Genomic DNA, 23753 nt, shown 5'->3' with positions numbered 1-23753 from the left:
GGGGCCCTCAGCCCTTCACGCCGCTGTTGGCCTCGCCCTCGGCCAGGGCGAACATCTCGTACTCCTCGCCGGTATCCGCGAGGTCCTCGAACTGGATGACGCCGATCTCGCCGAACTTCTGACGCAGCCAGCCGTCGCCGGCGTCGAGCAGGCCCAGCTTCTTGCAGTTCGGGACGATCTTGGTGAACAGCATCTGCTGGAACAGCTGCCGTGAGGGGGCCTGCTGCACGAGGGGGAGCACCTCGGCGGGCTTCACGCCCATGCGCTCCCACACCTCCTGCTGCATGAAGCGGTCCCGCATGCGCACCGCGGCCTCGAAGGCGAACTCCTGACGCTCTCGCAGCTCCGCCGCGTTCAGCTCTCCGTAGTACTCCTTGAGGGTGAGAACGCCGAAGGCCACGTGGCGGGCCTCGTCGCTCATGACGTACCGCAGCAGCTTCTTCAACAGAGGCTCGGTGGTCATCTGGTGCATGAACCCGAAGGCGGCGAGGGCCAGGCCCTCGACCATGATCTGCATGCCGAGGTAGGTCATGTCCCAACGGCTCTCGGTGACGATGTCGTCGAGCAGCAGTCCGAGGTGGGCGTTGATCGGGTAGCTGCCCTCGAGCTTGGTGTTGAGGTACTTGGCGAAGACCTCGACGTGGCGGGCCTCGTCCATCACCTGGGTGGCGGCGTAGTACTTGGCGTCGATCCACGGCACCGTCTCGACGATCTTCGCGGTGCAGAGCAGAGCGCCCTGCTCACCGTGGAGGAACTGGCTGAGGGTCCAGGCCTGGCTCTCGATCCCCAGCTCGAGCCACTCCTTGTCGCCCCACTTCTCGAACGGGGTGCCGCTGACGTCCATGTCGGCGTCGATGGCGAGCCCGGCCGCCGCGTTCGCCGCGACCACGGCCTCGACGTCGACGTCGAGCTCCCACGGCAGGTCGGTCTCGCCGTTCCACTGTGAGGTCTTGGCCTTCTCGTAGAGCTTCTCGAGCGGCTTGCGCTCACCCTTGTTGTAGTTCCAGGTGAAGATGGCGTCCGCGTTGTCCTCGACGGCGCGGATCGTGGCGTGCACGTCGGTGTTGGTGATGGACAGGATCTCGGCCAGGTCGTTGGCATCGGCGCGGCCGATGATGTCCTGGGTGGAGGACATGGCTTGGGGGGTGGCGTCGGTCGTGGACATGGCGGGCTCCTAGTGGATCGGGACGGGCGGGGAAGCGGCGTGCGATGGGACGGTGCCTCGGTCGACCGGGGCGGTCGACCGGGCGGCGAAGGCGGGGGCGAGGTAGCGGCGCACCAGTCGGTGGCAGACCTCGGGGTCGGCCAGATGGAACGCCGGGGTCGGGCTGACCAGGGCCGAGAGGAACACGCGGGCGAGCCACTCGGCGGCCCACCCCGCGTCGGGAGCGTCGAGGAAGCGCACCAGGTGGGGAGCCAGGGCCCGGCGCACGACCCGCAACAGGCGGTCCATCTCGGCGAAGCCGAGCACCGCGGTCGCCAGGTCGGGCTCGTGGTCGAGCACGAAGCGCAGCGCGGCGTGGCCGTCGAAGGCGCGAGCCGCGGCGTGGAGCCCGGCGGCGAGGGCGGTGGGCAGGTCGCCGGCGGCGTCGACGGCGTCGGCCACGGCACCGAGGAGCCGCGCCACCTCGCGCTGGGCGAGCAGGTCGAAGAGCTCGTCCTTGCCCCCCGGGAAGCACCGGTACAGCGTCGCCCGGCTCATGGCGGCGGCGCGGGCCACGTCGCCCAGGGTGGTCTTGGTGACGCCCCAGCGGGCCACGAGCTCGACCGCGGCGTCGAGAGCACGCTCCTGGGAAGAGGTCGTCACGACCGCGGACGGGGCCACAGGTGAGACGTTACGACGAGGGTTGTCTCATTGCGACGGTCGTCGGTCACACCCGGCGGCGGGCGCGACGGGCGCGGCGAGGATGCCGGCGAGCAGGTTGTCGCGGACCAGGCGTCGCACCGCGTCGGGGTCGTCGAGGTCCCACCCACCGCTGGCCATGAGGAACGACAGGACGTTGCGGCCCAGCCAATCGGCCGCCTCCTCCGGGTCGGTGCCCGGAACCAGATCCGCCGCCTCGAGGTGCGGCCGGAGGTGGTCGCGCACCGCGGCCTGCACCAGCGGGGCGCTCTGGCTGAGGTGGGGCAGGAGACGCTCGGGCTCGGTGTCGACGACGCGCTGGATCACCGCGTGCTCGGCCATCAGCACCCGGCCCCGGCTGATGCCCTGCTCGAGTCGGCCGGCCAGGTCGGCGATGTCGTCGATCAGAGCGACGAGGGCGATGAGGAAGCGCGCCACCTCGAAGGTGACCGCCTCGGCCGTCACCTGTTCGCGGCCGCCGGGGAAGTGCCGGTACACCGTGGCCCGGGCCACCCCCGCCCGCCGGGCGACGTCATCCACGCGGAGTCGGGCGAGCCCGGAGGACCCGGCCTGGTCCACCGCCGCGACCAGGATGCGGGTGCGCACGTCGAGGGGGTCGTCCCCGGCGGCTCCGCAGGCTCCGCCGCCAGAGAGCCCGTGCTGTCTGGTTCGCTCGCTTCGCTCGCTCATTGGCGCACCATCCCGTCGTGGGTCACATCGGGCCGAGATCGCATCGCCGGGCACCAATGAGCGCTGCCGGCTCCGCAGGCTCCGCCGCCAGAGAGCCCGTGCTGTCTGGTTCGCTCGCTTCGCTCGCTCACGGGGCGGTCGAGGCGTCGAGGCGGGGGTCGCCCGGCGACGGCCGGTCGTCGGGGTCGGGCTCGTCGAGCCCGGGAGCGTCGTCGGAGCTGCGTACGCCGGCGTGCTCCCGGGCCGCCCGGCGCAAGATCATCGGGTACCCGCCCAGCGCGATCGACGCGAAGATGAACCACTGCACCGCGTAGCTCAGGTGCGACCCCTCGTCGTTGACGACCGGTGGGGCCAGGGGCGTCGGCGACGGATCGGGAGCGGCGAGCTCCGCCTCGGTGAGCTGCACCCACACCGGCAGCAGGTCACCGTCGACCTGCTGGTCGAGACGGTCGAGATCGACCCGCGCCAGGCTCTCCAGCACCCCGTCAGGCGGGTCGGTCGCCCCCAGCGTGCCGCGCTCCTGGGAGCCGTGGAGCAGACCGGAGACCTCGACCTCGCCATCGGGGACGTCGTAGGTGTCGGGCACGGCGCGGAAGCGGCCGTCGTTGCGGATCCAGCCCCGGTTCACGGCCACGACGCGACCGTCGTCGAGCTCGAGGGGCACCACGACCCACGAGCCGGGGGCATCGTCGAGGCTGCGGCCTCGGATGAGCACCTGCTCATCGGCGCGGTACCGGCCCGTGGCCGTCACCCGCCGCTCGGTCGCCTGCGCCGCGGTCGCCTCGGGCGCACCGTCGGGCACGAGGTCGGCGACGGGCACCTCGGCCTGGGCCAGACGGGTGGCGAGGCGAACGTTGCGGTCCCGCGCCTCATCGAGGCGACGCAGCTGCCACAGGCCGAGGCTCACGAACGAGACGACGAGGGCGAGCACGACGAGGTGCGAGACGATCCACCATGGACGCAGGGCGAACCGGTACACGACGGGAACACTACGGAGCCACCCCGGCCCGCTCCACTCGCCCCCGGTCCGACTGGCATGATCGGGACTTGCCCGACGACGCCCCAGCTCCTGCGCCCACCCGCCCGAGCGGCCCGCCCAGCCCCCTGGCCCGCAACGTGGTGGTGGGCTCGGCCATCGGTTTCTTCGTGCTCGCCCTGGCCGGCGACACCCTGCTGCTGCCGAACTTCGACCGGTACCCCGAGCTGTTCATCGCCGCCAACTCCCGGAACCGCAACCTGGTGCTGGCCAAGCCTGAGCTCGCGTGGTGGGCGTTCTTCGGCATCGCCACGGTGCGGCTGCTCGCGTCGGACCCGCTGTTCTTCCTGATCGGCCGCTGGTACGGCGACGCCGGGGTGCGCTGGATCGAGAAGCGCAGCGCCACCTACGGCCCGATCGCTCGCCGCGCCGAGAAGTGGTTCGGTAAGGCCTCGTACCCGCTGATCCTCATCGCCCCCAACAACTACGTCTGCCTCTTCGCCGGCGCCGGCGGCATGGCCGTCCCGGTCTTCGTGGCCCTCAACGTGGTGGGCACGGTGGCCCGCCTCACCGTCCTGTGGTTCGTCACCGACTCGGTGTCCGAGCCCCTCGACGTGCTCCGCGGCTTGATCACCGAGAACCGGACGCTCGTGTTCGGCATCAGTCTCGGCCTGCTGGCCCTGTCGCTGTGGAGCGACCGGCGCGCCGGCGGCGGAGAGGTCGGTGGCCTGCTCCACCTCGACGAGGAGATCAGCGAGATCGAGGCCGAGGCGGCCACCGCCGAGGCCACCGAACCCGGCGGCCCGGCCGCGCCGGGAGAGGTGCCCGCCGTCGACGGCCGCGGACCGACCCCTCGCCCCCCGGGCTGAACCGGCAGGGCGCTCCGGTCTCCGCCCGAGGTCGGCGCAGGTGCGGCGCGGCCTGACCCGCCCCTTCGGTCCTGGGGCACGGGATGGACGCAGGGGCGACCACGAGGCGCCCCAGTTCGCCCCGGTGACCCGCTAACCGGGGGCGGGCGGCTCGAGGCCGAGCAGGCGGTCGAGGCCGACGGTGACACCCGGGTGGTCGGCGACGGCCTTCACGGCCAGCACCACGCCCGGCATGAACGAGGCCCGGTCGTAGCTGTCGTGGCGGATCGTGAGTGACTGGCCGGTGGTGCCCAGCACGATCTCCTGGTGGGCGACCATGCCCCGCACGCGCAGGGAGTGGAGGTGGATGCCGGCGTGCTCCGCGCCTCGGGCGCCCTCGAGCACGCGGTTGGTGGTCGGGTCGTCGGCCCACGTCGATGACGCCGCCGCCATCCGCTCGGCGGTGGCCACGGCTGTGCCCGACGGCGCGTCGACCTTGGCGTCGTGGTGGGTCTCGACGATGTCGGCGGTCTCGAACCAGGGAGCCGCGAGCTCGGCGAAGTGCATCATCAGCACCGCGCCGACGGCGAAGTTGGGAGCGATCACGCAGTTGCTGGTCGTGAACGCCGTCCGGGCCCGATCCAGATCCGCGTCGCTGAAGCCGCTGGTGCCCACCACGGCGTGCACCCCGTGGCGGGCGCACCACGCCAGGTTCTGGCGGGCCGCGTCGATCAGGGTGAAGTCGACCGCCACCTGGGCATCGGACGTCCTCAGGGCCTGGGCGTCGGAGCTCACCACCAGGTCGGTGTCGAGGCGCGTCACCTGGCGCAGGTCGATGCCGGCGTGAAAGGGGTCGACGGCGGCGACGAGCTCCAGGGCCGGATCATCGATGATGGCCCGGCACACGGTGCTCCCCATCCGTCCACCGGCTCCGAACACTGCGACGCGAAGGGCCATGGGCGCGCACGCTACCGGACCGCTCCGAGCGGCCCGCTGGGGCGCAGCCGCCGCCGTTGTCGTTCAGGCTGGTGCCGAAGGGGTCCCCCGTGGCGGACCGGACGGCGAGGGCAGCTCGGTCGGTGGGATCGGAGCCGTCGGCGGCTCGGCGTCGAGAGGTGCGAGCGGTGGCGCAGGCGGGGCGGCCTCCGTTGGGGCGGCCGGGGGCGGGGCGGGGGTGAGGGGCTCGCCCGGGCCGGGGGGGGCCATCGGGCCGAGCGAGGGGCCCGGGGTGGGCACGGCCGGTTGGGGGATCGTTGCCGATGGGCCCGCTGGCACCGGGGTGGGGCGGGCGTCGCCCGGCGGGCTGAAGGTCCCCGGGATCGACGCCCCCGGACCATCCGCCGCAGGCCCGAACGTCCCCGGGATCGGGGCCGCCGGACCATCCGCCGCAGGCCCGAACGTCCCCGGGATCGGGGCCGCCGGAGCATCGGCGAGCGCCCCTGGGTCCGGTGCCGGCGCAGTCGGGGCAGCGCCCGGCGACGCGAGGGGCAGGGGGACCAGGGCGCCGTTGTGCTGCTCCCACTGCTGGAGCTGCTGGACGCGGAGGTTGACCTCGGCCGCAGCGCGCGGGTCGCGACCCATGCGATCGGCGTACGCCCACTGGCCGAGCTCCTTGAGCCAGGTGTCAGCCACCTGGCCCTGCTGGCCCTGGTTCGCGTTGGCGGTGGCGCTGTTCATCTTGGCCTCCGCCTGCTGGGCGGCCGCCTTGGCCTTGTCGAGGAAACCCATGGGCCCTGCCTCCTGAGATCGGACTGCGCCTCGCAGCATGCACCATCGACCGCGAGCCGCGCCGAGCGCGGCCCGGGGCACCCTCCCCGGCTGCGTGCGCCGGCCGGTCGCACCCTTCCCGCCTCATCCTCGGCCAGCTGTCCACTCCTGCCGTTCTTGCGCCCGATCACCGCGCCGAACCCAGCATCCCGGCGCAAGAAGCGTGCACGCCGGATCCCGACCCACTGGATGGGAGGCCGATGCGCAGCGCGCCGTCCCCTCTTCGAGCCCGACCGGGTCCACGACGGGTCAGATCTCGGCCGCGCCTCGGACCCCTCGTCAGCCGTTGTCCGCAGGCCCGACATCAGGGCGCGTGGCGACCGATCAGCCGTCGCGAGGCGCGGCGGATAGCCACCGGGCGCCGGCGCCGACAGTCCCGCCGACGAGGAACCCAGTGGTGATGATTCCGGCCCACAGCTCGCGCACCCAGACCAGATCGCCGCGGGCCCCGACGAGCAGGAACATGACCGTCCACATGGCGGCTACCGCCACCCCGGTGGCCGCCGGATGAGGGCGTGCTCGAGTGGCGGTGAGGTCCGAGAGCAGACCGTAGGTGACCAGGGCGGCGGTGAGGGGCAGCGGCCCGGTCCACGTCGAGCTTCCGGTGGGGCTGGAAAGCGCCGCCAACGGGGGGGCGAGGCCGAGGAGGCCGAAGCTGACGGTCCAGGTCCCCGCGACCGGGGCGGTGCGGGCCCGGATGCCCACGACCACCACGCTCATCAGGACGCTGAACCACAGGGCCACACCCAGGCTGCGCGAGATGTCGTAGTCGAGCAGGCTGGTGCCGATCAGGGGCTCGGTGTAGGCGCCGGCCTGGAACTGGCTGCCGCCGATCAGCGGCGTCAGGTAGCCGGTGAACAGCGAGATCACCAGCAGCAGGGAGGTCACCGACAGGGCGAGGACCAGGGAGTGGACCGGGTCGAGCGGCCGGTTGGGGCCGTCGGCGAGGGCCCCGATCGGGGCCACCATCAACAGGACCAGGCCCATGAAGATCAGGAGGTGGGGCGGGCTCACCAGGGCCTGGAGCGCGGCCTCCACGCCGAAGACCTCGTGCCATATCGCGTCGGCCGCGCCGCCGACGGTGAGCGTCGCCACCCCGGCGGTGGCGGTGGGCAACATCCGCACCGGGGCGCGGGGGTCGCGCTGCACCGCCAGGAGCCCGATCACCACGGCGGCGCCTGCGATCCCGCTGTAGAGCACCAGGTGCCACCCGGAGAGGAAGTCGTCGTCGTCGAGGGTGACAGCGAACGAGACGTGGCTGGCGATGTCGCCGGCCAGCCCGACGGCGGCCACGGTGTTGGCGACCATGAGCGCCACCAGCGATCCGAAGCCGACGCGATCCGGCGGCTCGACCCATGCGAGGCGTGCACGACGGGGTTCGGCGCGGTCGTCGGTTCGGGGGTCGTCGAGACCCGTCATCGCACCTCCTGGGTGGCCCGCCACCGTACCGCCGGGCCCCGTTCTCCAGTCAGCCGGCCCCAGTGCCGCCGGCGGCGGTGAGCCCCGCGGTGCCGGTCGACCACAGTCGATCGGCCAGATCCAGCAGGGCAACGGCCAGCGGGCCGGCCGACGGCCCCGGCGTGGGGCCCGCACCGGGGCGGGCCGCGACGCGGCTCATCACGACTGCGCCCGTGGCCGCCCTGCCCACGAGGAGCTCGCCGTCGGGCTCCTCACCGTCGGCTGCCACGCGCGCCGTCTGACCGTCGATGCAGACCGCCACCGACGCCGGCGTCCCCGGCGGCAGCGCGGGCAGCACGCGGACCAGCCGCAGCGCGCGGTCGGCCTCGAGAAGGGGACGCAGCGTGGACTCGATCACCGCCGAGGTCAGCGCGCCGTCGTCCCACCCCTCGACGATTGCTGCGTTCAGCAACCCGACCGGCACTGTGAGCCCCTTCAGCATCCCGAAGCCGCCCGAGGCGCGGGTGTTGACCTCGGTGGCCCGCCAGCCGGCGGCAGTGACGATGCCGTCGACGGAGAAGGCGCCCCGATACCCGACCCGGCGACGGAGTTCCTCGCCGACCCTGCGAGCGGCCTCCGCCATCGACCGCTGCACCCCGACCGGCGGGTCGTACACCGAGGACACGCCGGAGTAGAGGAAGCGACGCCCGTCGCGCAGCACCAGGTTCTCGACCGAGCGCAGCACGGCCACGCCGTCCGCGGTGACCACGGCACCGATGCTGCACGGCACGCCCTCGACGAAGGGGGCGACCCGGAAGAGGCCGAGGCCCGGGCCCCGCGCCCCGGGGACGTCCATCTCACCGGTGACCGCCCAGCACCAGAGCCGTCCGGTCGGGGTCGAAGGCGTCGAGCGAGGCGTGCTGGTCGGCGGTGAGCTCGTCGGTCATGGTCTCGGCCGCCAGCACCTCCTGGGTCATGGTGGTGGCTCGGTGGCCGAGGCCGATCCGGCGGACGGCGCCGTCGAGCGGCGGTCCCGTTCCCTCCCCGGCGGCGACGACGAGGACCCGCACCGCGCCCATCTCGTTCAGCGCGGCGACCATCGGCCCGGCCCCCCGCACCGCGGTGACCAGCACGACGACGGCCCGACCGGCCACCCCGGCACGCACCACGCGCTCGATCGTCTCCTGCGCAGCAGCGTCGCTCGGCTCCACCGCTCCAGCATGGCCGTCGCCGACCCGGTCGATCCCGAGGGTTTCGGCTCCGGGCGGGTCCTCTCCGTGGTGCCTGGGGTCACAGGCTATGGTTTCGCTCACGACTGCGCCGCCCTCTGTCCCTCGGCCCGGATCCGGGCCCCGACCCGGCCCGGCGTGGCAACGGGTGGCGCTCGTCATCGCGCTGACGCTGGTGCTGGCGTGTCGCGCCGCCCCCAGCGCCGACGAGGCCGCAGCGCGCTCCCGGCGGGCGGGTCCGGCGGTCCCCACCGCGAGCACTGCCCCGGCGGCAGGGTCGACCCGGGCGCCCACCTCACCGGACATCGCGCCGCGGGGTGGAGACCGGCGCGACGAAGCGACGCCAGAACCGGGCGGGACGGGCGGCACCCCCACCACGACCGCACCTCCCCCGGTGGAGGTGACCCTCGCCTTCGGCGGCGACCTGTTGACCCACATGCCGCTCGTCGCCGCCGCCGGCCGCTACGGCGCCACCGCCGGACGACCGTATGACTTCGGGCCCATGTTCGCGCCGCTGGCCCCCGTGATCGGCGATGTGGACCTCGCCCTGTGCCACCTCGAGGTGCCGCTGGTCGGCGACGGGCAAGAGATCACGGGCTACCCCGCGTTCCACGCCCCTCGGGAGCTGGCCGACGCCGTCGACGCGTCGGGCTACGACGGCTGCTCGACCGCCTCGAACCACAGCCTCGACGGCGGCCGCCCCGCCATCACCGCCACCCTCGACGCGTTCGACGGGCTCGGGTTGGGGCACGTGGGCACGGCCCGAAGCGCCGAGGAGGACCTGCAACCCCGGCTCTACGACGTGGCCGGGGCGCGCATCGCTCACCTCTCGTACTCCTACGGCTTCAACGGCTACCCGCTTCCCACCGACGCGCCGTGGGCGGCAGACCTCATCGACCCCGCCCGGATCGAAGCCGACGCCGCTGCCGCACGCGCCGCCGGTGCCCAGCTGGTGGTGGTGAGCGTCCACTGGGGCACCGAGTACCAATCCGACCCCGACGGCTACCAACAGGAGCTCGCCGGGCGGCTGGCCTTCATGGCCGACGTCGACCTGGTGATCGGCCACCACGCCCACGTGGTGCAACCCATCGAGCGCATCGGCGACACCTGGGTCGTGTTCGGGCTGGGCAACCAGCTGAGCAACCAGAGCCAGCCCGAGCGCCGGGATGGCCTGACCGTGGTCGTCACCGTCGGCGGCCCGGCGGGCGGCCCGCTCGACGTCCGCACCATCGAGGCCGTCCCCACCTGGGTCGACCTCGCGACCTACGAGGTCCTCCCCGCGGCCGAGACCCTCGACCGCGGGGACCTTCCCCTTGCTCTCCGCACCGAGCTCGAGGGGTCCATCGCTCGCACCATGGAGGTCGTCAGCCGGCGCGGCGCGGCGATCCCCGTCCGGGCCTGGTCCTGACGGAGCGGGAACGACCGACCCCCCCGAACTGGTCGCCGATTCGGGGGCTCGGGCCCCCAGAAGCCTGACCACTTCGGGGCTCAGGCGCTGCGATGGCTACAGGTGGAGGCGCCGGGGGACGGGGCCCACCGCGACCACCGACGGGGTGACGGCCAGACGCGCCGCGGCGGCCCGGGCCTGGTCGACGGTGACCTCGCGGTACGACGCGATGCGCTCCGACGCGGGACGCACCCCGCCCCGCTCGAGCTCCTCGACGGCCACGCGCCAGGCCCGGGTGGCCGAGTCCTCGAGGGCGAGGGTGTAGGAGCCCGACAGGTAACCGCGGGCGACGGTGACCTCGCGGTCGGTGGGACCGTCCGCGGCCAGGCGAGCGACCTCGCCCGCCACCAGGTCCCGCACCTCGGCCACCGACCGGGGCGCGCACCCGGCATACGCGGTGAGGGCCCCGGCGTCGACGTGGAGGGCGAGCGACGAGTCGACGGCGTAGGCGAGCCCCCGCTCGTCGCGCACCGACCGGAAGAGCCGGCTGGCCGGTCCCCCGCCGAGGATGTGGGCCACGACCGAGAGGGCGGCGCGCTCGGCCCGGTCGACGGGACCCACCGGCCAGCCCAGCACCAGGTGGACCTGCTCGCCGGGTCGACGCAGGACGCAGGTCGAGGGGCTCCGGGGCACGGGGGCCTCCCGGGTCGGTACCAGGAGGGCCTCGGGCGCGGGGCCGTCGCCCGCCTCGGACTCCCACCGATCCACCATGTCGACCACCGCGTCGTGCTCGATGGCCCCGGCGGCGGCCACGACCATCGAGCGGGGGCGGTAGCGCGCCGCGTGGAAGGCACCGATCTCCTCCGGCCCCATCGACGCGAGTGTCGCCCGGTCGCCGATGACCTCACGCCCCAGTGGGTGCTCGCCGTAGAGGGCCGCGGCCGAGAGCGTGTGGGCTCGATCCTCGGGGTCCTCTTCGGCCTGGGCCAGCTCCTCGAGGATGACCTTGCGCTCCACCTCGACCTCGGTCGGGCGCAGCGCCGGGTGCAGGACGAGATCGCCCAGCAGGTCGAGGGCGAAGGCGGCATCGCCGGCGGGCACCCGCACCTGCACTGCGGTGCGCTCGCGATCGGTGAGGGCGTCGAGGTCACCGCCGCGGGCATCGATCGACTCGGCCACCTCGGCGGCGGGACGCCCGGGGCTGCCCTTGCAGAGCAGGTGCTCGAGGAAGTGCGACACGCCGGCGAGGGGCGAAGGCTCGTCGCGCCCGCCCACACCCACCAGGGCTACGACGGTGGCCGACGCCGCCCCCGGCATGCGGTCGGTGACCACGCGCCGGCCCGAGGCCAGGGTGGTCATCGAGACGTCACCCGCCGGTGCGGGTGGGGCGGGGGCGTCGTCGGATGCAGGGCTGCGCCCGACGACGCCCGTCACCCGCGCACCTCAGCGGCGCCGACGACGGCGCCCGCCGTCACGGTCACCGCCACCGGGGGGACCGGAACCGCCGCGGCGATCGTCACCGGCGGGGCCCAGGTCGCCGAACTCAGCGGCGACCTCGGCGTCGAAGGAGTCCTCGAAGGACACGACCTCGGCCACCGGAGCGGCGTCGCTGCTCGCGCTGCTCGAGCTGCTCTCACGGCGGGGGCCCCGGTCGCGGTCACGACCGCCGTCGCGACCACCACCGTCGCGACCACCACGGTCGCCACGATCGCCGCGGTCGCTCTTGGGCTTGGCCTCCTCGACGGGCTGATCGGCCGGGGTCAGCGAGACCTTGCCGTTCGGGTCGACGTCGTCGACGCGGACCTCGAGCTCGTCGCCCAGGCTGACCACGTCCTCGACCCGGTCGATGCGCTTGCCGCCGCCGAGCTTGGAGATGTGGACGAGGCCGTCGCGTCCCGGGAGGATGTTGACGAACGCACCGAACTTGGTGATGTTGACGACGCGGCCCGTGTAGACGGCCCCCACATCGGCGGTGGGCGGGTCGAGGATGAGCTTGATCTGGCGCTCAGCCTCGGCCACCGCGCCCCGGTCGCTGGAGCCAATGGCCACGGTGCCGACGGTGCCGTCGTCATCGACGCTGATGTCGGCGCCGGTCTCGGCCTGGATGGCGTTGATGACCTTGCCCTTGGGGCCGATGACCTCGCCGATCTTGTCGATCGGGATCTCGAAGCTGATCATCTTCGGGGCCGTCTCACCGACATCGGCGCGGGCGGCGGGGATCGTGGCGTTCATGACCTCGAGGATCGCCAGCCGGGCCTCACGGGCCTGGTCGAGCGCACCGGCGAGCACGTCGGCGGGCAGCCCGTCGATCTTGGTGTCGAGCTGGAGGGCGGTGATGAAGTCCTCGGTGCCGGCGATCTTGAAGTCCATGTCGCCGAAGGCATCCTCGGCACCGAGGATGTCGGTCAGGGTGATGAACTGGTCACCCTCCTTGATGAGGCCCATGGCGATGCCGGCGACGGGAGCCTTGATCGGCACGCCACCATCCATCAGCGACAGGGACGAGGAGCAGACCGAGCCCATCGACGTCGAGCCGTTGGACGACAGCACCTCGGACACGAGGCGCAGGGCGTAGGGCCACTCCAGGAGGGAGGGCACGACCGGCAGCAGCGCCCGCTCGGCGAGCATGCCGTGGCCGACCTCGCGGCGCTTGGTGCCACCGATGCGACCCGTCTCGCCGTTGGAGTACGGCGGCATGTTGTAGTGGTGCATGTAGCGCTTCTTGGTCTCGATCCCGAGGGTGTCGAGCATCTGGTCCATGCGGGGCATGCCCAGGGTGAGCACGTTGAGGACCTGGGTCTCACCGCGCTGGAACAGACCGGTGCCGTGCGCCGTGGGGATCACGCCCACCTGGGCGGTGACGGGGCGCAGGTCGCGCGGGCCGCGGCCGTCCATGCGGACGCCCTCGTTGACGAGGCGCTCGCGGATGACCTTCTTGGTCACGGCGCGGATGGCGTTGCGGATCTCCTTGCCCCGCCCGGCGAGGGGCGCGCCATCGGCATCGAGGTCACCGAGGATGCGGTCGCGCAGGCCCGTGGTGGCGTCGTTGCGCTCGGCCTTGTCCTTGACGGTGTTGGCCGTCAGGACGTCGTCTCGATACGCGCTGACGGCCTCGAGGACCGTGTCGTCGTAGTCGAGCTGCGCCTCGAAGTCGAGGGCGGGGCGCACGCCGGCCTCGGCGACGAGCTCACGCTGGAGGGCGATGGCCTCACCGATCCAGACCTTGCACCTCTCGAGGCCCTCTGCGATGACCGCCTCGGTGACCTTGGGGGCACCGGCGGAGTAGTAGCTCCACGCCTTCTCGGTGCCGTTGCCCTCGACCATCATGATGGCGACGTCGTCGCCGTCGCCGACCGAGCGGCCGGCCACCACGAGCTGGAAGGTCGACTCGTCGATCTCCTGGTAGGTCGGGTGCGGGATCCACTCGCCGTCGGTGGAGTAGGCGAGGCGCACGGCCCCGAGCGGACCGTCGAAGGGCAGGCCCGAGAGCATCAGGGCGGCCGACGCGCCGGTGATGGAGATGACGTCGTGGGGGTTGACCTGATCCGCGCCGAGGATGGTGCTGACGACCTGGGTCTCGTTGCGGTATCCGGCGCCGAAGCTGGGTCGCAGCGGCCGGTCGATGAGCCGGCAGGTGAGGACGGCCTGATCCGCGGGGCGACCCTCGCGGCGGAAGAACGAGCCGGGGATCTTGCCCACGGCGTACATCTTCTCCTCGACGTCGACGGTCAGCGGGAAGAAGTCGATGCCCTCGCGGGTGAACGACGCACCGTTGGCGGTGACGAGGGCCTGGGTGTTCCCGATGCGGGCCACGACGGCCCCCTGGGACTGGGGTGCGAGCACACCGGTGGTGAGCTCGAGGGTCTTGTCGGTGCCCGAGACGGGCGCGGACACGGTGATGGCATCAGCCATGGTGTCTCCTCTCGAGGCGGGTTGCGCCTCGGTCGGTGCGCCGGGCTGGCCAGCTCCCAGTCGGCATCTCCCCGATCGGGCACCTCGTGGTGGACCGGGATGAGGGCGACCGGCAACTGATCGGTGCCCGTGCGCAGTGGTTGGGTTGGAAAAGAGCGACGAGGGGTCCAAGGGGATCGGTCGGTCAGGCGGGATCGCCAGCGGGCCCTTCCTCGGCTAGCGCCTCGGAGAAGAACGGGCCGTACTGATGGGGTCGTCTCGCCTGTTGGCTCGCCTCCTGGGCCGCTCGTCAGGGTGTTGCTATCGGCGCAGGCCGAGCTTGGCGATGATCGCCCGGTAGCGCTCGACATCGTTCTTGGCGACGTAGTCGAGCAGGCGGCGACGCCGCCCCACCAGCATCAAGAGCCCCCGGCGGCTGTGGAAGTCCTTCTTGTGGAGCTTCAGGTGGCCGGTCAGGTGCTCGATGCGCTGGGTGAGCAGTGCGATCTGCACCTCGGGGGACCCGGTGTCGCTGTCGTGGAGGCGATGCTCCGCGATGACGCCGGGCTTGGCGCGGTCGGTGATCTCGGACAATGCGGTTCCTTCGGTGACGGGGCGCAGTGGCGACCCGGTGGGTGTCGGACCCGGCTCCATCGACCGTGTACTGCGGAGCAGCCTGGACGCATCGGAGAGCGGTCGCTCGAGCGCACGAGGGCGCTTCGAGCCAGCGCGAACGATAGCAGCCCCCCGCCCGAACGGGCCGCATCGCCGCCGGCTCTGGGGTCGGCGTCGACCGCGGACCCCCCGGGGACAACCCACTGGGAGCGAGGATCAGGCCGGGAGCCGGGTGACGTTGTCGGGCCGGGGCTCGGGGGCCCGGTCGATCACGCTCCAGCGGTACCGGGGACGGCCCAGGCGGGGCAGGGTGTCGGGCCCCTCGGCTGGGGGCGGTGAGAGCGCCAGCAGCAGCGCGTCGGGGTCGAGGTAGGCCGCGTCGAGGTCGTCGAGGCTGATCTCGTCGAGGTCGTCGGGGCTCGACAGGCCCGCATCCGCGGCGATGCGGGCGAGGATGGCCTCGCCGACGTGGCTGGCGATCAGCGCGTCGAGGATGGCGGGCAGGGTTCGGGGGTCGCGCAGGAGCCACGAGTGCCGGGCCTTCTCGACGGTGACGAGGGTTCCGTGGCCGCGCCGGGCCGCATCGCGGGCGGTGGCCAGCGGGACGGCCACGTCTCGCTCGCCGTGGATCACCACCAGCGGGATCTCATCGGCCGCGATGCGATCGAGCATCCACCCCGAGCCCTGTGAGCGCAGGATCGACACCGCCGGGCCCATCATCCGCCACGGGCGGCGCAGGTGCCCGGCGATGACAGGGGCCACCAGACGGCCGAGCTTGCGGGCCTGGCCGGGGTCACGGAGGAGCGGCAGGGTGCTGATGCTGTCGAGCAGGAGGATCCCGCCCACGCCGGCGAGCAGCGGCGGCGCCACCCGGAAGACGTTGACCATGCGGTCCCAGGTGTCACCCACGATGGCGTCGAGCAGCACCACGGCGATGGCCCGGTCGGGCTCCTGGGCGGCCAGCTCGGTGACCAGGCGCCCACCCATGGAGTGGCCGGCCAGCACGGCGCGACGGATGCCGAGCTCGTCGAGCACCCGGCCCAGGAGGCGGGTGTAGGCCTCCATGCTGGCGCCACCGGTGGGGAGCCCGAGGGTGCCGCCGTGGCCGGCGGTGTCGATGGCGATCACCCGGAACCCGGCGCCGACCAGGCGCGAGAGGGTCTGGGCGTAGAGCATGCCCTCGGCGCTGAACCCGTGGACCAGCACCAGGGGCACCCCTCGGCCGCAGACCGCGACGCCCACCTCGTGGCCGTCGGAGAGGGTGACGGTGTGGCGGGCCAGGCGGGGCAGGCGCCGGGAGCGGATCTGCTCGGGCCGTTCGGCCGGGCCGATGACCGGTGCGGTGTCGGAGGAGGTTCGGACCCCGGTGATGCGCGCCGAGGGCGGGTTGGACCCCCGGCCTCGGTCCCGTCTGCCGTCGGCCATGACCTTCAGCATGCCATCCGCCATCCGCGGGGTCCGACACCCTCCCGGTCGGCGAGGAGCGGACCTCATGCCGTTCTGGGTGCAGGGTTCGGCCTCGTGCGTGAACCGCGCCCTCAGAACCGGCGGCGGCCCAAGGCATTCCCGTCCTGAACGCAGGATTCCGCCTCGTGCGTGAACCGCGCCCTCAGAACGGCCGAGAGGGCAGGCGTCGGCTACTCGCCGGTGGTGCCGTCGAGCAGCTCGCGGAGCACGTCGAGGTGGCCGAGGTGGCGGGCCGTCTCCTCCAGCAGGTGGACCACGGCCCAGCGAAGGGTGAAGTCCCCTCCGGGGGTCTCGGCGGGGTCGTCGAGGCCGTGGGCGGCGGTGACCTCCCGGGAGCGGCCGCACGCCGCCCGGTAGAGGGCTATCGAGTCGGCCAGCGACTCATGGGGCGCGGTGTGGAACTCCCAGTCGGGATCGTCGCCCCAGGGCGCCGACGCCCAGGGTTCGGGCTCGGGCCGGCCCGCGAACCGGTGAGTGAACCACGAGTCCTCGACCAGGGCCAGGTGCTTGACGAGGCCGGCGATGGTGGTCCCGCTGCGCAGCGGCGAGGCGGCAGCCAGGTGTGGGGCCAGGCCCTCGACCTTGAGCAGCACCCCGTCGCGGTACCAGTCGAGCATCCCGGTGAGCGCCTCCCGCTCGGCCGCGGCGCGGACCGGCGGCATTTCCCGTTCGCCGGTGTCGACCGGCGTCGGCGTGCCCCGCTCGGCCGCGGAGCGCTCGATGCAGACCTCGTTGCCCTCGGGGTCGGCCAGCACCACCCAACCGGACCCGTCGGGGAGGCGGCGGTCGGAGACCAGGGTGGCGCCTCGCGCCACGAGGTCGTCGACGGTGACATCGCGACCCTCCTCGGGTTGCAGGTCGAAGTGGATGCGGTTCTTGACGGCCTTGGGCTCCGGCACGCCAATGAAGAGGAGCCCGGGGTGTCGGCCCGTCGGGTCGACGATCAGGGCTTCGGTGTGCTCGAGGAGGTTGGGGTCGTCGGGATCGTCGGTGAAGCCGAGGACGGGGGCCCAGAAGCGGGCCAGCGAGTGGGGGGCGTGGCAGTCGATGGTGACGTGCCGGATGCGGGTGGGCATCGGTGTGGCTCTACTGAAGAAGGGAGCGCCCCGACCGCCGACGCGAGACGGGTCAGGCGGTGGCGGCGAGAGGCGCAGGATCATGGCGGAAGGTCGTCATGGCGCTCCTCTCGTCGGCTGGGCGGCCCAACCTACCTTATACCGGCCCGCCGGGGCGTGGGCGCAAGTTCCCGGGCATCAACCGGCCAGGACCTGGCGGGCCCGGTCGCAGTCGCGCTCGATGCCGGCCACGAGGGCCTCGACCGACTCGTACTTGACCTCGCCGTGGAGCCGGGCGACGAAGCGCACGGCGACCCGCTCTCCGTAGAGGTCGCCGTCGAAGTCGAGGACGTGGGCCTCCAGCAGCGAGGCGTGGGCCTGCTCGTAGAAGGTCGGCCGGCGCCCGAGGTTGATGGCGGTCGGAAGCCTGGTGCCGTCGGCCCGCATGAACCAGCCGGCGTAGATCCCGTCGGCGGGCATCAGGATCTCGCCCGGGACGGCGACGTTGGCGGTCGGGAAGCCGAGCTCGCGGCCCCTCTTGTCACCGGGTGACACCAGGCCCCGGATCTCGTGCGGGCGGCCGAGCAGGGCGGTGGCCCGCTCGATATCACCGGCGACGAGCGCGGCCCGGATCGCGGTCGAGGACACCTTCTCCTCGGGTGCGTCGCCCCCCACTGCATCGGTGGCGTCGGCCCAGATGGCCGCCGCCTCGGCTCCCACGTCGGTCGCCGAGCGCAGGCTCAGGCCCTCGACGGTGAAGCCGGCCTCGGCGCCCGTGGTGCGCAGGAGGGCGACGTTGCCCTGGCGGCGGTGGCCGAAGTGGAAGTCCTCGCCCACCACCACGACCTCGGCCGCCAGGCACCCGACGAGGACCTCGCTCACGAAGTCCTCGGCGCTCTCGGTCGCCCGTCCCTCGTCGAAGCGCACCACCAGGGCCACGTCGACTCCGGTGCCGGCGAGCAGCTCGAGCTTCTGGTCGAGGTCGGTGAGGAGCAGAGGAGCCGACTCGGGCCGCACGACCATCGCCGGGTGGCGGTCGAAGGTGACGACCGCGCTGCGCACGCCGAGCTCCTCGGCTCGGTGCCGGACCTCGGCGATGACCGCCCGGTGGCCCAGGTGCACACCGTCGTATGCGCCGATGGTGACCGCGGCCCCCACCTCGGGCACCGGACAGGGGCCGTCGGCCCGGATGATCTCCACGGCGAGCGACGCTAGACGGGGCCGCCCTCGTGTCCCACTCCCGGGGCCGTCTCCCCACGGGACCTCAACATGCCGGTCGGCTCCACCGTCGGAGATCGGACCGATGCTGTCCCCGGTCGGTGGCACCGAACCCTCCCCCGCCGCCCGCGTCGCCAGCCTCTCAGGCGGGGGACACACCGGTGACCTGATCCGGGGCCCGGAGGTCGACCGACGGAAGGTCGGGGGCGGCCTCGGGCGCACCGGCGACCACCCGCAGGGGGATCACTCCGGCCCAGATCGGGTGGGACAGATCCGCGTCGTCGTCGACCGGTCCCCCGGTGCGGGCCTTCACCGATGCGTCGGCGAGGGGCACCTCGAGCAGCATGGTCTGGCGGGTCTCGGAGCGGTCGGGGGCTCGCGCCTCGGCCGCCCGCCCGGGCACGGCGTGATCGACGAGACGTGTGAAGCCGGCGGCCAGGGCATCGGGGTCGCTCACCCGGCGGGCGAGGCCACGGATCACGACGCTGCGGTAGTTGACCGAGTGGTGGAAGGCGGAGCGGGCCAGCACCAGCCCGTCGATGTGGGTGACGGCGACGCTCACAGGGACGCCGACCTCGGCGTGGCGCATCAGCCGCGAGGCGACCGATCCGTGGAGCAGGAGGCTGTCGCCGTCACGGGCGTACACCATGGGGATCACGAACGGTTCGTTCGCATCAGCGATGCCCACGTGGGCCACGAACCCGGCATCGAGGACGGCGTGCACCGCGTCGCGGTCGTAGCGGGCGCGCGCCGGGGTGCGCTGCACGGTGCTGGCCTCCGACGGTGGTTCGGGGGCGGGGTCCGAAACGAGGGGCAGGTCGGAGGTCACGACCGCGATCCTGGCATCGCCGGGACCGGGTCTCCTCGGACTTTCGTCCAGAACGAGGCCCCCGACGGGCACCTCAGTCGGTGTCCGGCGCCCGCACGGCGCGCAGAGCGCCACGCAGGTCGCGGCCCCGGGCGAAGCCGCGCGCCTCGATCAACCCGACCGACTGCTCGGCGAGGGACAGGTCCTCGGGCGTCGAGGCGCCCAGGAGCGCCCTCAGGTCGGCGTGGTCGTTGGGTCGCTCGTCGTTGCGAGACAGCAGCTTGAGCGCGATCAGGTGACCGATCACGGCGACCGGGACATCGACGCCGGGAAGGAACTCGATGGACTCGGCGGCGGACACCACCTCGGGCTCGATCCCCGACAGCTCCACAGGCCGTCGGACTGTCAGGGGGCGATGACCAGCTCCGGCTTCACGGTGTCGTCGCGGTGGGCGATGTAGACCGCCCGCAGGGCGCCCTCCGCGTCGGTGACGGCCCAGGGTCCGTCGCCGCCGCGGTCGACGCCGAGGTCGGCCCGGGCCAGCACCTTGCCGTGGCCCACGGCGACAGCGATGTCGCCGTCGACGGCCACCTGGTCGAGGTGCGCCACCGCGGCGGTCATCGGCAACAGCCGATCGGGGCCGAGGGCGTCGAGGGGCACAGCGTCGGCGATCGTGTAGCCACCGACCGCCGTGCGCCGCAGAGCGCGAAGGTGCGCTCCCCCGCCGAGGAGATGGCCCAGGTCGGCGGCCAGGGTGCGCACGTAGGTTCCCGAGGAGCACGCGACCGCAGCGCGCAGCACACCCGGAACGTCGGGGACCTCGTCGAGGGTGAAGGAGTACACGGTGACGGGTCGGGCCTGGCGCTCGACCTCGATGCCCTCGCGGGCGAGCTCGTGGAGGCGGCGACCGTCGACCTTGATGGCGGAGACCATGGGCGGCACCTGCAGGATCGGCCCGGTGAGCGCCTCGGCGGCGATCCGGCGGGCGTCGACCAGGGTCACCCCCGTCATGTCATGGGTGGCGGTGACCTCGCCGGCGGCGTCGAGGGTCGTGGTCTCGGTGCCGAGGACGATCTCGGCCTCATACGTCTTGCCCAGGGCGGTGAGGTACCGCAGCAGGCGAGTCGCCCGGCCCACCCCCAGGACCAGCACGCCGGTGGCGTCGGGGTCGAGGGTGCCGGAGTGGCCGACCTTGCGGGTGCCGAGCAGGCCCCGGGAGCGCGCCACCACGTCGTGGCTCGTCCACCCCGCCGGTTTGTCGACCACCGCGACCCCGACGGGGCCCGGAGGCCGCGCCGAGCCCGACGTGCTCACCGGTGAGCCGCGGACGCCGGGGGCAACATCGCCGGGACCGCGAGCGCGGTACACCGGTGAGCGCTGTCGGCTCCGAGCGCTCCGCCGCCAGAGAGCCCGCACGTCCTGGTTCGCCCGCGGCGCTCGCTCACGCTTCGTCGGCGGAGCGCTCGGCCGAGTCTGGTCCGGCTCCGCGGGTCTCACCGGGCGGGTCGGCGTGGAGGCCGCGAAGCACGTCGTCGATGCGGGCCGCGGAGCGGACCACCGGGTCGGGCTCGAAGGTCAGCTTCGGCGTCTGCTTGAGCCGGGTCTCACGGTTGATCACCTTCTGGAGACGGGCCCGCAGCTCGTCGAAGGCCTCGAGCACCTGGTCGTCGGCTTCGGGGCCGTCGAGCACGTCGTAGTGCACCACCGCGTTGGCCAGATCGGCCTCGCACACGACGCTCGTGATGGCGACATCGGTGAGGCGCTCGTCGTCGATGTCGCGGACCGCGTCGGCCAGGACCTCTCGGAGCAGCTCGTTCACCCGCACCATGCGGGGGTAGCTCCGCTTCGGGTTCGATCGCTTCGCCATTGTCTAGTCCTCCTCGATCCAGGCCCGGGTGGCGTCGAGGACCTCGACGCCGGGGCGTGACCACACGTACCGCTCGACATCGTCGAGCACGCCCTCGACCTGGGCGGCGCTGCTGCTGACGACGGCGAAACCCAGGGCGCTCCGCTGCCACGTGTCCTGGTGGTCGACCTCGGCGGCCGAGATGCGGAACCGGTGGCGCACCCCGTCGAGGATCGGCCGGATCTCGGCCCGCTTGGCCTTCAGCGACGTGCTCTGGGGCAGGTGCAGATCGACACAGAGACTCCCGACCACCACGCCACGACCCTACGCGCCCTGCCGCTGCCGCCCACGCCCCGGTTCCGGGCCGCCAGGGTGCGACCAGGCCCAGCCCCCGGCCCGATCGCAGACGACCCGACCGACGCCCGGCACAAGCGCTGGGGTCAGGGGTCTCCCCGAGGAACTGCGACCAGGCCCAGCCCCCAGACCGATAGAAGGCGACCCGATCGACGCTCGGCGCAGCCGCTGGGGGACTGGGGGTCTCCCCCGGGAAGGGGCGCAGCCGATCCAGCTTGCTGGTCGGCGAAGCCAAGCCGTGCGAGCGCAGCGAGCCCGACAAAGCTCGTCGGAGTGGAGCGAGCGAACGACGACGAAACCTATGTGCGAGGGATCTCGCGCTCCTCGAAGGTCTCGATGACGTCGCCCTGCTTGAGGTCCTGGAAGTCGGTGAGGCCGATTCCGCACTCGAAGCCGGTCGCGACCTCGCGCACGTCTTCCTTGAACCGCTTGAGCGAGTTGACCGCGCCCTTCCAGATGATGGTGCCCTCCCGGAGGAAGCGCACCTTCGACCCCCGGGTGATGACCCCGTTGGTGACGTAGCAACCGGCGATGGCGCCGACGCGAGGGACCCGGAAGATCTCGCGCACCTCGGCGTCGCCGGTGACGACCTCCTCGAACTCCGGTGCCAGCATGCCGACCATCGCGCTCTCGATGTCCTCGATGAGCTTGTAGATGATCTCGTAGGTGCGGATCTCGACGCCCTCCTGGGCGGCGAGCTCGCGGGCCAGGCGGTCGGGGCGCACGTTGAAGCCGATGATCGTAGCGTTGGTGGCCACCGCCAGCTGGATGTCGTCCTTGGTAACGCCACCCACGCCGCGACGGGCGAAGGCCAGCTTGACGTCATCGCGCTCGAGCTTCCTCAGGCTCTCGGTGACCGCCTCGAGCGATCCGTTCACGTCGGCCTTGATGACCAGGTTGAGCGTCGCCGCCTCGCCGGCCTGGATCTGGCTGAAGATGTCCTCGAGCTTCATGCCGCTGCCCGAGGTGGCGGCGGTGCCCGAGATGGAGGCGACCCGCAGGTAGTGGGCGCGCTGGTCAGCGACGGCCCGGGCGGTGCGGTCGTCGGGGGCGACGACGAAGTCGTCACCGGCGGTGGCGACATCGGAGAGACCGAGCACGGAGACCGGCTTGGACGGCCCGGCCTCCTTGACGTTCTTTCCGGTGTCGTCGATCAGGGCGCGGACCCGGCCCCAGGCCGGGCCGGCGATCAGCGGATCGCCCACGCGTAGGGTGCCGCGCTGCACCAGCAGGGAGGCGACGGCACCGCGGCCGACGTCGAGGTGAGCCTCGAGCACGACGCCCTTGGCCCGACCCTCGGGGTTGGCCGACAGCTCCTCGACGTCCGCGACCACGAGAAGTTGCTCGAGCAGGTCGTCGATGCCCAGGTCCTGCAGCGCCGAGACCTCGACCATGATCGTGTCGCCACCCCAGGCCTCGGGGACCAGCTGGCGCTCGGCGAGCTGGCTCATGACCCTCTGGGGATCAGCGTTGTCACGGTCGATTTTGTTGACGGCGACGACGATCGGGACCCCGGCCGCCTTGGCGTGGTCGAGGGCCTCGACGGTCTGGGGCATGACGCCGTCGTCGGCTGCGACCACCAGCACCACCACGTCGGTGGCATCGGCGCCCCGGGCCCGCATGGCGCTGAACGCCTCGTGCCCGGGGGTGTCGATGAAGGTGATCAGACGCCCGTCCTTCTCGATCTGGTAGGCGCCGATGTGCTGGGTGATGCCACCGGCCTCGCCGGCGACCACGTTGGCGTTGCGGATCTGGTCGAGCAGCTTGGTCTTGCCGTGGTCGACGTGGCCCATGACGGTGATCACCGGCGGGCGCGAGATGGCGACCTCGCCGTCGGCGGCGTCGTCGAGGGCGGCGACACCCAGGCGCTTCTGGAGCTCGACCTCCTGCTCCTCGCCGGGGTCGGCCAGGCGGACCTCGGCGCCGACCTCGAGCGCGAACATCTCGATCATCTCGTCGGTGAGCGATTGGGTCGCGGTGATCATCTCGCCCTCGGCCATGAGGAACCGGACCACGTCAGCCGCGGTGCGGTTGAAGCGGGGACCGATGTCCTGCGAGGTCGAGCCCCGCTCGATGACGATCTCGCCCTCGGGGACCGGGGTGTCCTCAGGGGTGTACTCCGGCATGTCCATGGGCCGCAGCTCTTCGCGGTTGCGACGGCGGCGTCCCTTGCGACGGGGCGGCCGACGACCCGCAGGGCCACCGGGACGACCGGGGCCACCGCCGGGGCCGCCACCGGGAGGCGGACCACCCATGGGGCCGCCGGGGCGTGAGCCGGGTGGACGGCTGGGGCCGGCGCCGGGACGGGCCCCGGGCCCACCACGGGCCGGACCGCCGGCACGGGTCGGCGACGGGCCGCGA

The 23753-nt window shown here is 72.8% G+C and carries 23 protein-coding genes; 2 read left to right on the top strand and 21 right to left on the bottom strand.

The window, feature by feature from the left end:
* Window positions 1–7: 7 nt before the first annotated feature.
* The 4 genes from VNL12_RS06420 to VNL12_RS06405 all read right to left on the bottom strand — a co-directional run bounded on the left by VNL12_RS06420 (window position 8) and on the right by VNL12_RS06405 (window position 3512).
* A complete protein-coding gene (locus tag VNL12_RS06420) occupies window positions 8–1165 on the bottom strand; it encodes a ferritin-like domain-containing protein (RefSeq protein WP_325592686.1) in 1158 nt (385 codons plus the stop codon).
* Between the two features lie 9 nt (window positions 1166–1174).
* On the bottom strand, window positions 1175–1825 hold the full coding sequence (locus VNL12_RS06415) for a helix-turn-helix domain-containing protein (protein ID WP_325592684.1): 651 nt from the start codon (window positions 1823–1825) through the stop codon (window positions 1175–1177).
* A 27-nt stretch (window positions 1826–1852) separates the two neighbouring features.
* On the bottom strand, window positions 1853–2449 hold the full coding sequence (locus tag VNL12_RS06410; protein WP_325592682.1) for a helix-turn-helix domain-containing protein: 597 nt from the start codon (window positions 2447–2449) through the stop codon (window positions 1853–1855).
* Between the two features lie 211 nt (window positions 2450–2660).
* Window positions 2661–3512 carry an SURF1 family protein gene (locus tag VNL12_RS06405; RefSeq protein WP_325592680.1) on the bottom strand — a complete coding sequence of 284 codons (852 nt, stop codon included), beginning with the start codon at window positions 3510–3512 and terminating at the stop codon, window positions 2661–2663.
* 68 nt (window positions 3513–3580) lie between these two features.
* On the opposite strand from VNL12_RS06405, the gene VNL12_RS06400 reads away from it, so the two are divergent.
* Window positions 3581–4378: a hypothetical protein gene (locus VNL12_RS06400; protein WP_325592678.1), complete on the top strand. Its 798-nt coding sequence runs from the start codon at window positions 3581–3583 to the stop codon at window positions 4376–4378.
* A 132-nt stretch (window positions 4379–4510) separates the two neighbouring features.
* On the opposite strand, the gene dapB is transcribed toward VNL12_RS06400, so the two are convergent.
* The 5 genes from dapB to VNL12_RS06375 form a co-directional block, all read right to left on the bottom strand.
* Window positions 4511–5314: a 4-hydroxy-tetrahydrodipicolinate reductase gene (gene dapB, locus VNL12_RS06395; RefSeq protein WP_325592676.1), complete on the bottom strand. Its 804-nt coding sequence runs from the start codon at window positions 5312–5314 to the stop codon at window positions 4511–4513.
* Between the two features lie 63 nt (window positions 5315–5377).
* A complete protein-coding gene (locus VNL12_RS06390; RefSeq protein ID WP_325592674.1) occupies window positions 5378–6085 on the bottom strand; it encodes a hypothetical protein in 708 nt (235 codons plus the stop codon).
* A gap of 363 nt (window positions 6086–6448) precedes the next feature.
* Window positions 6449–7543 carry a hypothetical protein gene (locus VNL12_RS06385; RefSeq protein WP_325592672.1) on the bottom strand — a complete coding sequence of 365 codons (1095 nt, stop codon included), beginning with the start codon at window positions 7541–7543 and terminating at the stop codon, window positions 6449–6451.
* A 49-nt stretch (window positions 7544–7592) separates the two neighbouring features.
* On the bottom strand, window positions 7593–8378 hold the full coding sequence (locus tag VNL12_RS06380) for an ATP-grasp domain-containing protein (protein WP_325592670.1): 786 nt from the start codon (window positions 8376–8378) through the stop codon (window positions 7593–7595).
* Between the two features lies 1 nt (window position 8379).
* Complete coding sequence (locus VNL12_RS06375; RefSeq protein WP_325592668.1) at window positions 8380–8733, bottom strand: hypothetical protein; 354 nt, start codon at window positions 8731–8733, stop codon at window positions 8380–8382.
* A 166-nt stretch (window positions 8734–8899) separates the two neighbouring features.
* On the opposite strand from VNL12_RS06375, the gene VNL12_RS06370 reads away from it, so the two are divergent.
* A complete protein-coding gene (locus VNL12_RS06370; RefSeq protein WP_325592666.1) occupies window positions 8900–10159 on the top strand; it encodes a CapA family protein in 1260 nt (419 codons plus the stop codon).
* Between the two features lie 96 nt (window positions 10160–10255).
* Here VNL12_RS06370 and VNL12_RS06365 read toward each other — a convergent pair whose 3' ends face one another.
* The 12 genes from VNL12_RS06365 to infB all read right to left on the bottom strand — a co-directional run bounded on the left by VNL12_RS06365 (window position 10256) and on the right by infB (window position 23524).
* A complete protein-coding gene (locus VNL12_RS06365) occupies window positions 10256–11572 on the bottom strand; it encodes a pitrilysin family protein (protein ID WP_325592664.1) in 1317 nt (438 codons plus the stop codon).
* 9 nt (window positions 11573–11581) lie between these two features.
* Window positions 11582–14050: a polyribonucleotide nucleotidyltransferase gene (locus VNL12_RS06360; protein ID WP_325592662.1), complete on the bottom strand. Its 2469-nt coding sequence runs from the start codon at window positions 14048–14050 to the stop codon at window positions 11582–11584.
* A gap of 300 nt (window positions 14051–14350) precedes the next feature.
* The gene (rpsO, locus tag VNL12_RS06355; RefSeq protein WP_325592854.1) at window positions 14351–14614 is read right to left on the bottom strand and encodes a 30S ribosomal protein S15; all 264 of its coding nucleotides are present in this window, start codon (window positions 14612–14614) and stop codon (window positions 14351–14353) included.
* Window positions 14615–14860: 246 nt separating this feature from the next.
* Window positions 14861–16069, bottom strand: coding sequence for an alpha/beta hydrolase (locus VNL12_RS06350; protein WP_325592659.1), 1209 nt, complete (start codon window positions 16067–16069; stop codon window positions 14861–14863).
* 212 nt (window positions 16070–16281) lie between these two features.
* Complete coding sequence (locus VNL12_RS06345) at window positions 16282–17187, bottom strand: DUF664 domain-containing protein (protein WP_325592657.1); 906 nt, start codon at window positions 17185–17187, stop codon at window positions 16282–16284.
* A 177-nt stretch (window positions 17188–17364) separates the two neighbouring features.
* Window positions 17365–18366, bottom strand: a complete 1002-nt coding sequence (locus VNL12_RS06340) for a bifunctional riboflavin kinase/FAD synthetase (RefSeq protein WP_325592655.1) — start codon at window positions 18364–18366, stop codon at window positions 17365–17367.
* Between the two features lie 160 nt (window positions 18367–18526).
* Entirely contained in the window at window positions 18527–19213 is a 687-nt protein-coding gene (locus tag VNL12_RS06335) for a pyridoxamine 5'-phosphate oxidase family protein (protein ID WP_325592653.1), read from the bottom strand.
* 73 nt (window positions 19214–19286) lie between these two features.
* Complete coding sequence (locus tag VNL12_RS06330) at window positions 19287–19583, bottom strand: hypothetical protein (protein ID WP_325592651.1); 297 nt, start codon at window positions 19581–19583, stop codon at window positions 19287–19289.
* A gap of 14 nt (window positions 19584–19597) precedes the next feature.
* Window positions 19598–20458: a tRNA pseudouridine(55) synthase TruB gene (truB, locus tag VNL12_RS06325; protein ID WP_325592649.1), complete on the bottom strand. Its 861-nt coding sequence runs from the start codon at window positions 20456–20458 to the stop codon at window positions 19598–19600.
* 175 nt (window positions 20459–20633) lie between these two features.
* A complete protein-coding gene (rbfA, locus tag VNL12_RS06320) occupies window positions 20634–21059 on the bottom strand; it encodes a 30S ribosome-binding factor RbfA (protein ID WP_325592647.1) in 426 nt (141 codons plus the stop codon).
* Window positions 21060–21062: 3 nt separating this feature from the next.
* Complete coding sequence (locus VNL12_RS06315) at window positions 21063–21353, bottom strand: DUF503 domain-containing protein (protein WP_325592645.1); 291 nt, start codon at window positions 21351–21353, stop codon at window positions 21063–21065.
* A gap of 338 nt (window positions 21354–21691) precedes the next feature.
* Window positions 21692–23524 (bottom strand): translation initiation factor IF-2, encoded by a 1833-nt coding sequence (gene infB, locus VNL12_RS06310; protein ID WP_325592642.1) that lies wholly within the window; start codon window positions 23522–23524, stop codon window positions 21692–21694.
* Window positions 23525–23753 lie beyond the last annotated feature (229 nt).

The sequence above is a fragment of the Iamia sp. genome (assembly GCF_035575815.1).
Taxonomy (GTDB): domain Bacteria; phylum Actinomycetota; class Acidimicrobiia; order Acidimicrobiales; family Iamiaceae; genus Iamia.
The sequence above is the reverse complement of the archived record's forward strand: the minus strand, read 5'-3'. Positions and strand labels throughout refer to the sequence as shown.